We start from the raw sequence: 13943 nt of genomic DNA, 5'->3' as shown, positions 1-13943 counted from the left end.
CAGCAGGCCGTACTAGTTTCTCGCGTTTGTGCGCGCGACCATCCGGGTCTACTGGCGACTCCTCGTGGCGGGCTTCCGCCGCCAATCCACCTACCGTCTCGCCGCACTCGGCGGGCTGGTGGCCAATGCCACCTTCGGCCTCCTCAAGGTCGCCATCCTCTTCGCCACCGTCGAGGCCGCCGGTGGTGAGCTCGCCGGCTACGACACCGGCCTGATGAGCTCCTACGTCTGGCTGTCCCAGGGCCTGCTCGGCTCGGTGAACCTCTTCGGCGGCAGCGACATGGCCGAGCGGGTCAAGAAGGGCGACGTCGCCGTCGACTTCCTCCGGCCGGTGGACGTCCAGGGCGCCGCGATCGTCACCGAGCTCGGGCAGTCCCTCTTCGCGCTGCTCCCCCGCGGCATCCCGTCGGTGATCATCGGAGCGCTCGTCGTCGGCATGTCCATGCCCGACTACCCGTCCGCCTACCTGCTGGGCCTCGTCAGCGTGGTGCTCGGCATCGTCATCTCCTCCGCGTTGGTCTACCTCATCGCGGCCTCGGGGTTCTGGCTGGTCGAGACCCGCGGCATCCAGATGCTGTACATGGTGGTCTCCGGGTTCTTCGCCGGGCTGTTCGTCCCGATCGCCCTTTTCCCGGGCTGGCTCGAGGCGATCGCGCACGCCACCCCGTTCCCCTCGATCCTCATGTACCCGATCGACGTGCTCTCCGGCCGCGTAGACCTGTCCACCTCGCTGCAGCTGGTGGCCGCCCAGCTCGGATGGCTGCTGGTCATCGCCGCGGCCGGACACCTCATGACCAGAGCCGGACGCCGGCGGCTGGAGGTGCAAGGTGGCTGAGGCCCTCTCACTGCGGCAGCGGTGGCGCCCCTACCGCGCGGTCCTGGCCTCGCGGGCCAGATCCCAGGCGTCCTACCGCTCGAACTTCCTGCTCGACCTCGGCGGCTCGCTGCTCGTGGGCATCATCGAGCTCGGCGAGGTGTGGGTGCTCTTCCACAACGTCGTCGAGCTCGGCGGACTCCGGTTCACCGAGATCCTCCTCGTCTTCGGCCTGGCCGACCTGTGCTACTCGCTCGCCGACATGACGTTCGGGCACTGCGACCGGCTGCCCACCTACATCCGGGCCGGCACGCTCGACGTCTTCTACCTGCGGCCCCAGCCGTTGTTGCTGCAGCTCGTCACCTCCGACATCTCGTTGCGCCGGTTGGCACGCGCGCTCATCGGTCTCGCGGCGTTGGTGGCCGGGCTGGTGCTCAACGACATCTCCTGGGGGCCGGCCGCCGTCGGGATGCTGGTGCTGGCACTGGTCAGTGGCTTCTTCACCTTCTCGGCGATGTTCGTCTGGGCGGCGGGGCTGCAGTTCTTCCTCATCGACGGCGCCGAGATGACCAACGCGTTCGTCTACGGCGGCCGCTACGCCGCCAGCCAGCCGGCGTCGGTGTGGACGCGGCCGGTCAAGGCGGTCTTCGGCTTCTTCTTCCCCATGGCCTTCACCGGCTTCCTGCCCGCCGTCGTCCTGCTCGACCTGCCCGGGACCGAGTGGATGCCACCCTGGCTGGGCTGGTGCACACCGGTGGCTGCGCTGTGGTCCTGGGGCATGGCGCTGCTGTGCTGGCGATGGGGTGTCCACCACTACCGAGGAGGCGGCGGATGAGTGCACCGGCGACGACGGCGACCGAGACGGACCCGATCATCGAGACCGAGGGCCTGACCCGGCGATTCAGCGTCCGGGACGGCCTGCGACGGCGGACGGTCACCGCCGTGGACAACGTCTCGGTGCAGATCGGTGCCGGGGAGGCGGTGGGGTACATCGGCGCCAACGGCGCGGGAAAATCGACGACGATCAAGATGCTCACCGGCATCCTCGTCCCGACCTCGGGGTGGGCACGCACCTGCGGTCTGCGGCCGGTTCCGGAGCGTCGCCGGCTGGCCCGGCAGGTCGGCGTGGTCTTCGGGCAGCGCTCCCAATTGTGGTGGGACCTGCCGGTGCGCGAGTCATTCCGGATCCTCGCGGCGATCCATTCGCTCCCGCGCGAGGAGGAGCGACGCCGCACGGACGAGCTCATCGACCAGCTCGAGTTGTCCGAGTTCCTGGCGACTCCGGTGCGACAGCTTTCGCTCGGCCAGCGCATGCGCGCCGAGGTGGCGGCGGCCCTCCTCCACTCCCCCAGGCTGGTGATCCTCGACGAGCCGACCATCGGCCTCGACGTGCTCTCCAAGCAGCGCTTACGCGACTTCCTCATCACCGAACGGCGCGAGCACGGCACCACGCTGCTGCTGACCACCCACGACATGGGCGACGTCGAGCGGCTGTGCGAGCGGGTCCTCGTGGTCGACCACGGGACCGTGGCCTACGACGGCGATCTGCCCGGTCTGTCCCGGACCGTCGGCGCCGAGCGGGTGCTGGTGATCGACCTGGTCGAGACGAGCGGGGACCTGACGGGGATCCCCGGGACGCGTCATCTCGAGTCCGAGGGCAGTGGGCTGCGCCAGCGCCTCGCGCTGGACGACGGCGCGACCACCGTGGCCCGGGTGCTCGCCACGGTCTCCGCCCGCGCCGAGGTCCGCGACCTCACGATCGAGGAGCCGGACATCGAGGACGTGGTGCGCAGGATCTACGCGGCGCGACGGTGAGGGCCCTGGAGTAGCCGCCTCAGCGAAAGTCCTTCGCCGAGGTGCACGAACCTTCGTGCGCGCAGAAACGCACACGTAGACCGGCAGGCCGATGGCGATACTCGCGACCTCGCACGGCCGTTGCCGTCGGCCGTGTCGGTGGCGTCTGGTTGCTTGGTCAGTGACATCCGTCAGCGACGGTTGAGGAACTGAGTACAGAAAGGCGAGAAGGAGTGCGCCCTAGATGGCTGAGCGAGAGACGTCTCACTGTGGTGGTCGACGGCACCGGCACTCGAAGAAGTCTCTGTGATGACTGCCTTGCACAGTGGTACCGCCGAGAAGTGCAATCGAGCCTCGCTACTTACTTCGTGCTCGCTGGTGTACTCGTTCCCAGCCAGGCAGCCGTATTCGCGCTCTACATCACCGGGCAAGTAGGCGAGTCGAACGGCAATCTCTGGGCGCAGATCCCGGACGCCATGCGGGAATTGGCCCCGGCCGTGTCGGAACACGGATGGACGGTTCTGGCCATCCTCGCGACCTTGATCGTTGCGATCACCGTTTCCCTGCATCAGGTATCCAGGCGCATGGATGGGCTGATGGCGAAGGATCGCGGGCGCACTGTTGTGTCCGCCGACGTCCGCGCTCGAGCCTGGCTGGAATGGACCCTCGTTGCCGAGTTCGTTGCGGCGCTGTCGTGCGCTGCGTTGGCACTGATGACGGGGATCGCCGGGATCTGGTCGATCGCGGGAGCAGGAGGTGTGCTCTTGTTCGCGGCGGCGATCCTCCTGATGTTGTGGGGTTTGCTGACGGCAGTGCGGTCCCTGGCAGCCGTCAACAAACGTGACCACATAGGCCACGCGCTCGGCCGGGCACAGAGACGAAGCGTGCTGGCCGGCCGACGTCCCCGGGTGGAGCAGGCGTCGCGATTCCACCGTCAGTGGGCTGCCACGCTCTGGTGGGTAGCGCTGCTCGCGATAGCACCCGTGTGTTGGGCCGCTGGACGCAACGCACCGACCAACGCCAAACTGCAGATCCTGGCGTTGTGGTTGCCGGCTTTGGGAGTAATCGTGTGGTCGTTGACCCGCACCTTTTGCTCCGGCTCGGCCCGCAGAACCGGGGCCACCCGTACGTTCATGACCGGTGGGGCCGTCATGCTCGGCACCGTTCCCGCTTCCGTGTTCATCGGTCTCATGGCTGCTCTCTTTCCCGCGACGCCACACGAAATGCGCGCCGTCGTCGCACTCGGCGTCACTCTTTGGGTGATTGTTCTCGGGACCCTGCTGGCGTTGGGCGAGTCGGGCAGTGGCCCACTCCGGGTCATTGCTCGCGAAGGGCTTGGCCTCAATACGGTGCCGAAGCGCGCGCTTCGTCACGCTCGGCGAGCACGCCTCGGCCCGCTCAACCCGAGTCGCTGTACGAGCGGCACGAAGGTTCGACTTGCCGGCGTGCTCGTGGCCACGGCAATCGGCACCGTCGTGCTTCCTGTCATGAGCATCACAGGCTCATCGGCGAATTCGACCGTGGACGCTGGTACGTGGGTCGTCGGGGAGTTGCTTGTTCTAGTCCCGATCGCATTCTTCGTGCTCGGCCATCGCGGTCCGGCACGTGCAACCGGCCTCGTACTGCTGTATGCGCAGCCGCTGCTTCTCTCGATTCTATTGTTTGATCACATCGAAGCTGACTCCTTTTCTCAGCGGGCTGCAGCGACTGTCGCATTCGCAACAGTCATGTTTGCGGTCGTAGCGGTCTGCTCAGGAACGGGTCCGCGCGAAGTGTTGGATAGATTGCCGTCGTGGCTCTTCGCCGCCCCAGCTTTGTTCGTCGCATCAAAGGTACGGAAGGGGCGGAACGCGCGCGCTCGCCTCCTGGACGACCCAAGCATTTCCACGCCCGGACGAACTGTCACAGGTTGCGGAGACGGGGGGTGCGGGACGCGGCCACGTGACTTTGACGATGACTGGTTCGTCGCTCGTCACACTGTCGTGCCACGAACTGCGCATGCTCGTAGTATCGCCCGCTCGGCGCTCTCACCCAGTAGACCTCGCCCTTTCTAGCGATTTCAGCTAATCGTCACCGGAACGAGGTTAGATTTCATTTCACCAAATGACTTGTCGGCAACAGCACCTTTCGGAGCCAACCGCGAACTACTCGCTGAACGCCAGCAGCCCTTCGGTGGACAGGCACGAGATCAGGCACCGCTCTTTGCGATCCGCGAGGAGTTGTGCGGTCCAGTCGGTGAAGCCGCCGTCGCCGAGTTCAGCCGTGCCGGCCGTGATGAGCAGGGCGCCCTCGGTGTAGTAGCCCCTCGCCCTGGTCCGCGCATGATCGGCCACCAGCGCGGGCGCCGACCCCGGCTCGCCGGTCACACCCGGCAGCACGCTATCCGCGAGGCGTTCGGTCAGCGCCGGGTTGTCGAAGACGCTGTAGGTGATCTGTGAGGCAGCGTCGGTCAGTACGGTCACCAGCACGTCCCGCCAGTACCTCATATGCGCGATCAGCAGGTCGGCCTCGGTCTGGGCCGCGCCACGATCACGCGCGCTCGAGACCAAGGTGAACAGCTTGAAGTGACTCGGGGCGCCGGCGTCGAACTGCTGGGCGCGGAGCTGGCGGTGGCAGGCGGCCAGGTGCACCACCGGAGCGCCGGCACGGCGGCGGGCCGCAGCCTCGAGGGCAAGGACGTTGGTGGCGTCGCTGACCACCTCACTCGACCGCATGGTGCTCACCACGCGGTTCTGGTGCGCGGCCCCGAGCGCCATGCACGTGCCCAGCGGCGCAACCGGTGAGAGCTCGAGGCCATCGAACTCGTCCGGCAACAACTGCCAGAGCCTCGCCTCCAGCGCCGTCAGACGCCGTGGATCCGTGCCGGCCGGACGCACGAACCGATTGGCCTGCCACCGCTGAGCGAGCCGCGCCGGCGTCACGGCCTCAGCTCGTTCCCGCGCCACGTCGAGCAACAGACTCTGCAGGTCCGTCGGCGACAGTTCTCGGCACAGGAGGTCGCGTGAGCTCGTGGGCAACCTCGACCAGATCCGGTCGGACGGACGGCCCTCGGCGTTTGACATGGCGACACGGTAGAAGCGGCCCGACATCTCAGGCAGCGGATTTTCGCCGGCTCCCATCCGCTTCACTGCCCCAGGGGCGAGTCCACCGTCACCGGCGCGGGTGAGCAACCTCGCTCCCACGCTGCGGCTGGCCGAGCTTGCGCGAGATCGCGTGCGCGGCGTCGCGCATCACCGGGACGAGGGCGCGCATCCGTGCAGGTGGGAAGTACGGACGGGTCGCCGAAATGCTCACGGCCGCCACGATCCGTCCACCCCCGTTGCGCACCGGTGCCGCGACGCACCGGATCCACTGCTCGTTCTCCTCGAGGTCCATCGCCGTCCCGGACTCGCGGTAGCCCTCCATCCGCCGGATGAAGTCGGCCAGACCTGATTCGAGGCCGTCCTCACCTTCGTGGTCGGCGCGGTACAACGACTCCCAGTGCTCGGTGCGATCGAGGATCAGTGCCTTACCGATGCCGGTTCTCGTCAACGGCATCCGATGCCCGATCCGCGAGTTGGCCACCGGGCCCCGCGAGCCGGCGATCTTGTCCAGGTACAGCACCTGTCCGTCGTCGACGATGCCGAGATGGACCGTGTCCTGGTAGGTGCTCGCCAGGTCCTCGAGCACCGGCCTCGCCACCACGGGCACCGGGTTGTTGCTCAACGCCAGGAATCCGTACTCGATCAGCGCCGGACCCAGGACGTACCCGGCGGTGCGCCGCTCGACGTACCCCTCCTGCTCGAGAAGCTGCAACAGCCGGTGCGCCGTACTGCGGCCCACACCGGAACTCTCGACGACGTCGTTGAGGGAGTGCGCTCCGCCGGCGACCGCGCGTAGCACGGCAAGTCCGCGGGCCAGCGTCTGAGTTCCGGGCGGCACCGTCCCGGCCTTGTGTCCGTTCACCGGGCCACCTTACGCCGGTCCCGCATTGTGGGATTGCGTTGAACTCTTTGGGACGGCCGAGTGAAGTGTGGCCACCGGGCGTGAGGTTCTCCTCGAGCCGCAACGCAGCTACGTGCCGGCACACCACCCGAAGCAGTCACCGGGACGCGAGTGCTCGCGCCCCGGCAAATGAACCCGTCGACAAGCTCGAAGGTGAGAAATGATGCGGAAGAAGACCTCGATAGGAATGGCCTCCCTGGTGGCGGTGAGCCTCACCGTCGCCGCGTGCGGGGCCGGCGGCTCGGGCGATTCCGGGGACGGCGACGGCCAGGTCACGCTCCGCGTGATGTCGGCGACCGTCGTCGAGAGCCCGGAGCGGGAGGCCGAAGAAGCTCAGGCCGAAGCCTTCATGGCCGAGCACCCGAACATCACCATCGAGTTCATCGGAACACCGATGAACGATCTGTACACGCAGCTGACCACGATGGCGACCGGTGGCAACGTCCCGGACGTCTTCACCAACTCCCCCGAGTTCTACGCCCAGGCGAACGAGCTCGGGATCGTCGAGCCGCTGGATCAGCTCCTCGGCGAGGACTGGGTCTCCGGATTCCAGCCGGAGACCCTGGAGCAGGCCCGGATCGACGGCGACCTCCAGTTCGCTCCCTTCTTCACGATCCCGATGGCGCTGCTCTACCGCAGTGACCTCCTCGAAGAGGCCGGCCTCGAACCGCCCACAACGTGGGACGAGTTCCGGGAGGTCGCCGAGGAACTGACCGTCGACGAGAACGGCGACGGCACGCCGGACCGGTACGGCTTCGCTCTGGTCGGCAGCAACGACGGTTCCGGCGGCTCCCGGTTCATCCCCATCATGCGCACGTTCGGGGCCGCCGAGCTTGTCGAGTCCGGAGACAGCTGGGCTACGCAGTTCGGCACGCCCGAGGCGACGCAGGCCTTCGAGCTCTACGGCGACCTGGTCGACGGCGGGCTGGTCCCGCCCGGTCCGCTGCAGACCTCCTACGGTGAGGCGATCAGCCACATGGCCAACGACACCGCCGCCATGATGGTGACGGGCTCGCACAGCACCGGTGCCATCATCGACCAGAACCCGGACCTGGAGGGCAATCTCGCGGCTGTCCCGCTGCCGACCGCTCCTGGACAGGAGTCTTCCTCGTCCCTCGGCATGCTCGGCTTCTCCGTCTCCTCGACGAGCGAGCACAAGGAGGAGGCCGCCGAGTTCCTCCGGTTCATCCTCAACGAGGAGAACCAGGTGGCCTGGAACGAGGCGACCGGCCGGATGCCGGCCCGCACGGACGCCGCCGAGACCGTCCGGGAGGACCGGCCCGAGCTCGCCGGCTTCCTCGACGCCGCCGAGCACGCCTTCGTGATGCCGCAGGTTCCCTACTACTCGAACCTCCAGCTCATCGCGGCCGAGAACTACCAGTCGGTGATCACCGGCGAGAAGACGCCGGAGCAGGCCGCTGCCGATGCCGCCGCCCGCGCCGAGCAGGAGATCGAGAACTCCTGATGTCCGCAGTCACCACTCGCCGCGTGCGGTCGAGGGCGGCGCCACCGGGAGAGCGGCGGCCACTGTTCGGCCGGGACGCCCGGGCCGGCTACGGGTTCGTCTCCCCCGCCATCATCCTGATGGCGCTGCTGGTGGCCTACCCGCTGCTGTACGGGCTGTACATCAGCGTCTTCGACACGAACCTCGTCAACAAGTGGGACTTCGTCGGCCCGCAGTACTACGAGCGCGCCGTGACGTCCTCGGCCTTCCTCGGCAGTGTCTGGACCACGCTGGTCTACGCCGTCCTGGTCGTCGCAGGCACGCACGTCGTCGGCATGGCGTTGGCGTTGGCGCTCAACCGGCGCGGACTCATCGTCTCGCTGTTCCGGATCATCCTGCTGCTGCCGTGGCTCTTCCCCGAGGTGGTCGTCGCCCTGTTGTGGCGATGGATCCTCAACCCCGTCTACGGGATCCTCAACCACATCCTCATGGGCGTGGGGATCATCGACCAGCCCGTCAGCTGGCTGGAGAGTCCCGCGCTCGCGATGCCGAGCGTGATCTTCGCGTCCGTGTGGAAGGGGTTCCCGCTCGTCATGGTCCTGCTGCTGGCCGGGCTGCAGTCCATCCCGGCGGAGCTGTACGAGGCCGCCTCCATCGACGGCGCCGGCAAGGTCAAGTCCTTCCTGCACATCACCTTGCCGGGGCTGGCACCGGTCCTGCTGGTGACGGTCATCCTCGAAACGGTCTGGTGGTTCAAGCACTTCACGATCGTCTGGCTCATGACCGGCGGCGGGCCGGTGGACGCGACGAGCGTCGTGAGCATCTCGATCTACCGGGAAGCGTTCCAGAACTTCAACTTCGGCCAGGCGGCGGCCTATGCGGCGATCGTCTTCGCCATCTGCCTCGCCGCCGCCGGCCTGTATCGGAAGGTCATCCGTGATGAGCGCTGATCTGAGGCGTCTGTCCTCCAAGACCCTGCTGTACGGATTCCTCGTCATCAGTGCGGCCGTCGTCCTCATCCCGCTGGGCTGGCTGGTCTCGACGTCGTTCAAGAACGACACCGAGGTGTTCAGCACCCCACCGACCTGGATCCCGCAGGAACCGACCCTCGAGGCGTTCATCCGCGTCTGGACGGACTACCCGTTCCTGCAGTACTTCCAGAACTCGATCGTGGCGGTGGGCTCGTCCACGTTGATCGCCGTCGGGTTCTCGGCCCTGGCCGGATACGGCATCGCACGCTTCACCTTCCCGGGGCGTGGCGCGTTCCTCGTGTTCCTCCTGGTGACGCAGATGTTCCCGTCGATCATGCTGCTCATCCCCTACTACCACATCGTGCAGCGGCTCGGACTGGTCAACACCGTCCTCTCCCTGGTGATCACCTACAGCTCGTTCACCATCCCGCTGTGCACCTGGATGATGTACGGGTTCTTCCAAGGGATCCCGCGTGAACTCGACGAGGCGGCCTCCATCGACGGCCTCGGGCGGCTGCGGACCTTCGCGTACGTGGTCCTGCCCCTCGCCCTGCCGGCTCTCGCGGCCACCGCGATCTACGCGTTCATCACCGGGTGGAACGAGTACGTGTTCGCTCTGGTCCTGACCCAGAGTGAGGACGTCCAGACCGTGGCGGTCGGGATCGGGAACCTCGTGGGCCAGTACCGCATCCTGTGGAACGACCTGATGGCGGCGTCGCTGTACGCACTGGTGCCGATGCTGCTCATCTTCGGGTTCCTGCAGCGGCACCTGATCACCGGTCTGACCGGAGGGGCCGTCAAGGGGTGAGGCGCACGCCCGCGACCGGCCGGGCACAAGGCTCGGCAGAGAAACGACGAATGGTGAATTGATGAAGATCACGCGACTCGAGGTCGTCCACGTCGCTCCCAAGTACTCCTTCCTCAAGGTTCACACCTCGGACGAGCACATCGTCGGCATCGGTGAGGCCTGCCTGGAGGGCAAGGCACGGGTGGTCGAGGTCGCCCTACGCGAATTCTCCGACTATCTCATCGGTCAGGATCCGCGGCGGATCGAGAAGATCTGGCACGAGCTGTACCGCGGAACGTTCTATCCGAGCGGTTCGATCCTCGCCAGCGCGATGTCCGCCGTCGACCAGGCACTGTGGGACATCCTCGGCAAGCATCACGACGCGCCGGTGCACGCGCTCCTCGGCGGCGCGGTGCGTGAGCGGATCCGGCTGTACCAGCACGTCCAGGTCGAGGACCACGGACCGTTCACGCTGGACCAGGGTGACCGTCACATCGAGCTGCTGACCCAGCGGGCGCGGCAGGCCGCGGCCGACGGCTTCACGATGATCAAGACGGCGCTGCCCGGGCCCGCACGGCAGATCGAGAGCCGGGCATACGTGCGGTGGCAGGGAGAGCGGTTCCGGGCTCTGCGCGAGGCGGTCGGCGACGACGTCGACATCGCGATCGACTTCCACGGCCGGGCCACGCCCGACGTCGCGCTGGCCGTCATCCAGCAGATCGCCGAGTACCAGCCGATGTTCGTCGAGGAACCCTGCCTCCCGGAGAACGTCCCCGCCATGGCGCGGATCGCGGAGAAGTCGCCCGTGCCGATCGCGACCGGCGAGCGGCTGTTCACCCGGTGGCAGTTCCGCGACGTCCTTGAGCGGGGCGCCGCGAGCGTGCTCCAGCCGGACCTCGCGCACTGCGGCGGGATCAGCGAAGGACGCAAGATCGCCGCTCTCGGCGAGACGTACTACGCCGGGTTCGCACCGCACAACCCGCTCGGCCCGGTCAACCTCGCCGCAAGCGTCCACCTCACCGCCACCGTCCCCTCCTTCGTCGCCCAGGAGCAGCAGTTCCTCGGCGAGGGCGTGGTGGCGACGCCGTTCGAGGTACGCGACGGCTACGTCGAGTTGCCGACCGGGCCCGGCCTCGGGATGGAGCTGCTGGACCGGCCGCAGGACGAGCCGGAATTCGACGGCGGATGGACGCTCCCGACCTGGCGCGATCACACAGATGGAGGACTACTTCCTTGGTAACCGACAGCACGACCATGCCTCGTGAGCAGATCGCGCGCCGTTTCCTCGGGGCGCTCGGATACCCGCAGGACGAGGCTTCCGTCCCGGAGTCCGGCAAGACGTTTCCCGACGGCGGCCACTACCGGGTCGAGATCCCCAGCGTGGAAGGGCCCCGGTGCCTGGAGGCGGTGCTCGCCGAGGCGGACCGGCTCGAGGTACCCGTCCATCGGGTCTCCTCGGGGTCCGGCATCGCCCTCACCCTGGAGCAGGACATCCGCGCGATGGCCGAGATCTGCCGCGACCGACAGATCGAGCTCAGCCTCTTCGTCGGCCCGCGTGCCGGCTGGGACCCGAGCGCGCAGGCTCGCACGCCCACGGGCGCGATCCTGGGCGCGCGGCACGAGGGCACGGATCAGCTCGTCTACGCGATGGCGGACCTGATCCGCGCCAACGAGCTCGGCGTGCGGGGCGCGCTCGTCGCCGACGAGGGCCTCCTCGAGGTCGCCTCGGCGATGAAGGCGGAGGGCGTCCTGTCCCCGGACTTCGTCCTCAAGGTCTCGGTCCAGCTCATGGCGCCCAACCCGGTCTCCGCCGCCCAGCTCGAGCGCCTCGGGGCCGGCTCCATCAACGTGCCGCCGGGCCTGCCGATGAACAAGCTCGCCGGCATCCGCACGACGACGTCCGTCCCGATCGACATGTACGTCGAGTCCCCGGACACCCTCGGTGGATTCATCCGGCACCAGGAGGTCCCCGGGTTCGTCCGTGTTCTCGCGCCCGTCTATCTCAAGTTCGGACTACGCAACCACGCGGACGTCTACCCGAGCGGACATCATCTCGAGGACCTCAACGTCCGTCTGGGGATCGAGCGTGTCCGTCGCGCGGCGGTCGGGCTGGAGCTTCTGCGGGACAGCGGCGTCCAGGCGCGCATGTCCGGTATCGGCAGTGCCGGCGTCGCCGTCCCGGAACGGACGGGCGCCCTGACGTCCTGAGTGGCGGCGCCAGGCCGGCGGGCCGCGCTCCACGCGCAGCCCGGCCTACGGGCCTGCGGCATCGGACCGCCAGCGCCTCCGGCGTCGGACCGGCCGGGCCTGCCGCATCCGTCCGAAGGCGCTACACCCTGCCCGACCTGCGGGTCCGCAGCGCGGCGACCACGCCGCATACCGCCGCGACAAGGTACGCGACGGTGTACAGGCCCTGCGCGATCAGGACGACGGCGGGAGTTGCGCCGTCCCCGGCGATACGGATCAGCCCGGAGCCGTGCAGCACGAGTCCGGTGAGCGCCGCCGCCACGGCGATCCATCGCGTCACCGCCGATCGCAACCCGAGCAGCAGCATGGTCACGAAGAAGACCAGCGTGTAGCTCTGGGTGGCCAGCAGCCACAGCGCATCCCCCTCGGTGCCGAACTCGATCAACCGGGCCAGGTCGCTCGCCACAGTCGCAGCCAGCGCGAGCAGCAGGCCGGGTACGGCGAGGACCGCGGATGATCGGCCGGCACGATCACGCCGCCACGCGAGGAAACCCAGCACGACCGCCACCATCGACGCAGCCACGAGCGCGAGACCGCGGAACGATTCGATCACGAGCTCCTCGTAGGCCCCCAGCACCGTCTGCACCACGATGATGACGGCGAACGTCAGCAGGTGGAGGCCGCCGGCCACGGTCGCGATCACAAGGACCGCGCCGGACCTGGCGATCGCGGCCGCGGCGCCCCAGGCCGCGGTCGCCCACACGCCGGCCGTGGCCATCACCCAGAAGACGTTGTGCTGAGTGAACCCGAAATCAAGGTCGCGCAGCACGAGTTCCTGCAGCACGCCCGACCACATGCTCGCGGCCAGGACGATCACACCCGCTATCGCCCACGGTGCCGAGCGGTCCCGCCCGCCGCTACCCCACGGCGCCGGCGCGCTCTGTGAGTGCCACACCGGCGGACCCGACGGCGGACCCTGCTGCGGCGCGAACGGCTGATCTGCCCCCTGCTGATGTGTCATCTCGCGGACGCTATCGGCAGCCGCCTGCCCGCCACCATCGCCTGCGCGCTGACCTGGGCACACGCCCGTCCGAGCGACGAACGGGCCCGCCGGCAGCACCGCGTTACGGTTGCGTTAACTGCAACGAGTGGCTCACATATCGGAACAGGGCTACGCAGTCGCGGTGATGAGGAGCATCGTGGGCCGCCATTGGCCCCGCCACTTTGGTCACCGACCGCACGGAGATGTGATGAACCTGCTCCTCCTGTCCAACTCGAGCGCACCGGGCAAGGGCTATCTCGAGCACGCCCGGGAAGCGATCGTGGACGTGCTCGACGGCGCGCGTCAGATCGTCTTCGTCCCGTACGCGCTGGCCGACCACGACGCGTACACCGCCCAGGTCGCCGGCGCTCTGGAACCCCTCGGCATCACGGTCACCGGCGCCCACACCGGAGATCCGGCGAGCCTGGTCAAGGGCGCACCCGCCGTCTTCGTCGGCGGTGGCAACACCTTCCGGCTCGCCGACAACCTGCACCGCCGCGGCCTGATCAGCGCCATCCGCGACGCGGTCTTCGGCGGTGCCGCCTACCTCGGCTCCTCCGCTGGGACCAACGTGGCGACGCCGTCGCTGCGCACCACCAACGACATGCCGATCGTCGAGCCCCCGTCGTTCCGGACCCTCGAGCTGGTCCCGTTCCAGATCAACCCGCACTACCTCGATCCCGATCCCACCTCGACCCACCAGGGCGAGACCCGCGAGCTGCGACTCCTGCAGTTCCTCGAGGAGAACCCCGGACCGGTGCTCGGCATGCGAGAGGGAACCTGGCTCCGCCGCCGCGGCGACACCCTCACCCTCGAGGGCGAACCGACCGGCGCCCGCTTCTTCGCCCGTGATGGCCAGCCCACCGAGATCGCGACCGGAACCGACCTGAGCCACCTGCTCCGCTGAACGGAAGGACCCC

At 68.1% G+C, this 13943-nt stretch carries 13 protein-coding genes; 10 read left to right on the top strand and 3 right to left on the bottom strand.

Annotated elements, in window-relative coordinates:
- Window positions 1-28: 28 nt before the first annotated feature.
- From ACFSE6_RS11540 to ACFSE6_RS11525, 4 genes are all read left to right on the top strand, one after another.
- Window positions 29-835 carry an ABC transporter permease gene (locus ACFSE6_RS11540; protein WP_388006828.1) on the top strand — a complete coding sequence of 269 codons (807 nt, stop codon included), beginning with the start codon at window positions 29-31 and terminating at the stop codon, window positions 833-835.
- Window positions 828-1649 (top strand): ABC transporter permease, encoded by an 822-nt coding sequence (locus ACFSE6_RS11535; RefSeq protein WP_388006825.1) that lies wholly within the window; start codon window positions 828-830, stop codon window positions 1647-1649. Before ACFSE6_RS11540 ends, ACFSE6_RS11535 begins: the two co-directional genes overlap by 8 nt.
- A complete protein-coding gene (locus ACFSE6_RS11530) occupies window positions 1646-2629 on the top strand; it encodes an ABC transporter ATP-binding protein (protein WP_388006822.1) in 984 nt (327 codons plus the stop codon). The genes ACFSE6_RS11535 and ACFSE6_RS11530 overlap by 4 nt, the downstream gene beginning before the upstream one ends.
- Window positions 2630-2949: 320 nt before the next feature.
- Window positions 2950-4662 (top strand): hypothetical protein, encoded by a 1713-nt coding sequence (locus ACFSE6_RS11525; RefSeq protein WP_388006819.1) that lies wholly within the window; start codon window positions 2950-2952, stop codon window positions 4660-4662.
- A 90-nt stretch (window positions 4663-4752) separates the two neighbouring features.
- On the opposite strand, the gene ACFSE6_RS11520 is transcribed toward ACFSE6_RS11525, so the two are convergent.
- Both ACFSE6_RS11520 and ACFSE6_RS11515 read right to left on the bottom strand, forming a co-directional pair.
- Window positions 4753-5670: a hypothetical protein gene (locus ACFSE6_RS11520; protein ID WP_388006816.1), complete on the bottom strand. Its 918-nt coding sequence runs from the start codon at window positions 5668-5670 to the stop codon at window positions 4753-4755.
- Between the two features lie 88 nt (window positions 5671-5758).
- Window positions 5759-6553 carry an IclR family transcriptional regulator gene (locus tag ACFSE6_RS11515; protein ID WP_388006813.1) on the bottom strand — a complete coding sequence of 265 codons (795 nt, stop codon included), beginning with the start codon at window positions 6551-6553 and terminating at the stop codon, window positions 5759-5761.
- A gap of 202 nt (window positions 6554-6755) precedes the next feature.
- On the opposite strand from ACFSE6_RS11515, the gene ACFSE6_RS11510 reads away from it, so the two are divergent.
- From ACFSE6_RS11510 to ACFSE6_RS11490, 5 genes are all read left to right on the top strand, one after another.
- Window positions 6756-8057, top strand: a complete 1302-nt coding sequence (locus ACFSE6_RS11510) for an ABC transporter substrate-binding protein (RefSeq protein ID WP_388006810.1) — start codon at window positions 6756-6758, stop codon at window positions 8055-8057.
- A complete protein-coding gene (locus ACFSE6_RS11505; protein WP_388006807.1) occupies window positions 8057-8986 on the top strand; it encodes a carbohydrate ABC transporter permease in 930 nt (309 codons plus the stop codon). Before ACFSE6_RS11510 ends, ACFSE6_RS11505 begins: the two co-directional genes overlap by 1 nt.
- Entirely contained in the window at window positions 8976-9815 is an 840-nt protein-coding gene (locus ACFSE6_RS11500; RefSeq protein ID WP_388006804.1) for a carbohydrate ABC transporter permease, read from the top strand. Before ACFSE6_RS11505 ends, ACFSE6_RS11500 begins: the two co-directional genes overlap by 11 nt.
- Window positions 9816-9876: 61 nt before the next feature.
- On the top strand, window positions 9877-11034 hold the full coding sequence (gene dgoD, locus ACFSE6_RS11495; protein WP_388006801.1) for a galactonate dehydratase: 1158 nt from the start codon (window positions 9877-9879) through the stop codon (window positions 11032-11034).
- A 14-nt stretch (window positions 11035-11048) separates the two neighbouring features.
- The gene (locus ACFSE6_RS11490) at window positions 11049-12002 is read left to right on the top strand and encodes a U32 family peptidase (RefSeq protein WP_388006798.1); all 954 of its coding nucleotides are present in this window, start codon (window positions 11049-11051) and stop codon (window positions 12000-12002) included.
- Window positions 12003-12123: 121 nt separating this feature from the next.
- On the opposite strand, the gene ACFSE6_RS11485 is transcribed toward ACFSE6_RS11490, so the two are convergent.
- The gene (locus ACFSE6_RS11485; protein WP_388006795.1) at window positions 12124-13002 is read right to left on the bottom strand and encodes a hypothetical protein; all 879 of its coding nucleotides are present in this window, start codon (window positions 13000-13002) and stop codon (window positions 12124-12126) included.
- A 229-nt stretch (window positions 13003-13231) separates the two neighbouring features.
- Here ACFSE6_RS11485 and pepE point away from each other — a divergent pair, with 229 nt between their 5' ends.
- Window positions 13232-13930 (top strand): dipeptidase PepE, encoded by a 699-nt coding sequence (gene pepE, locus ACFSE6_RS11480; protein ID WP_388006792.1) that lies wholly within the window; start codon window positions 13232-13234, stop codon window positions 13928-13930.
- Window positions 13931-13943 lie beyond the last annotated feature (13 nt).

Origin of the sequence: Georgenia deserti (assembly GCF_042680605.1) — a bacterium.
GTDB lineage: Bacteria > Actinomycetota > Actinomycetes > Actinomycetales > Actinomycetaceae > Allobogoriella > Allobogoriella deserti.
The sequence above is the reverse complement of the archived record's forward strand: the minus strand, read 5'-3'. Positions and strand labels throughout refer to the sequence as shown.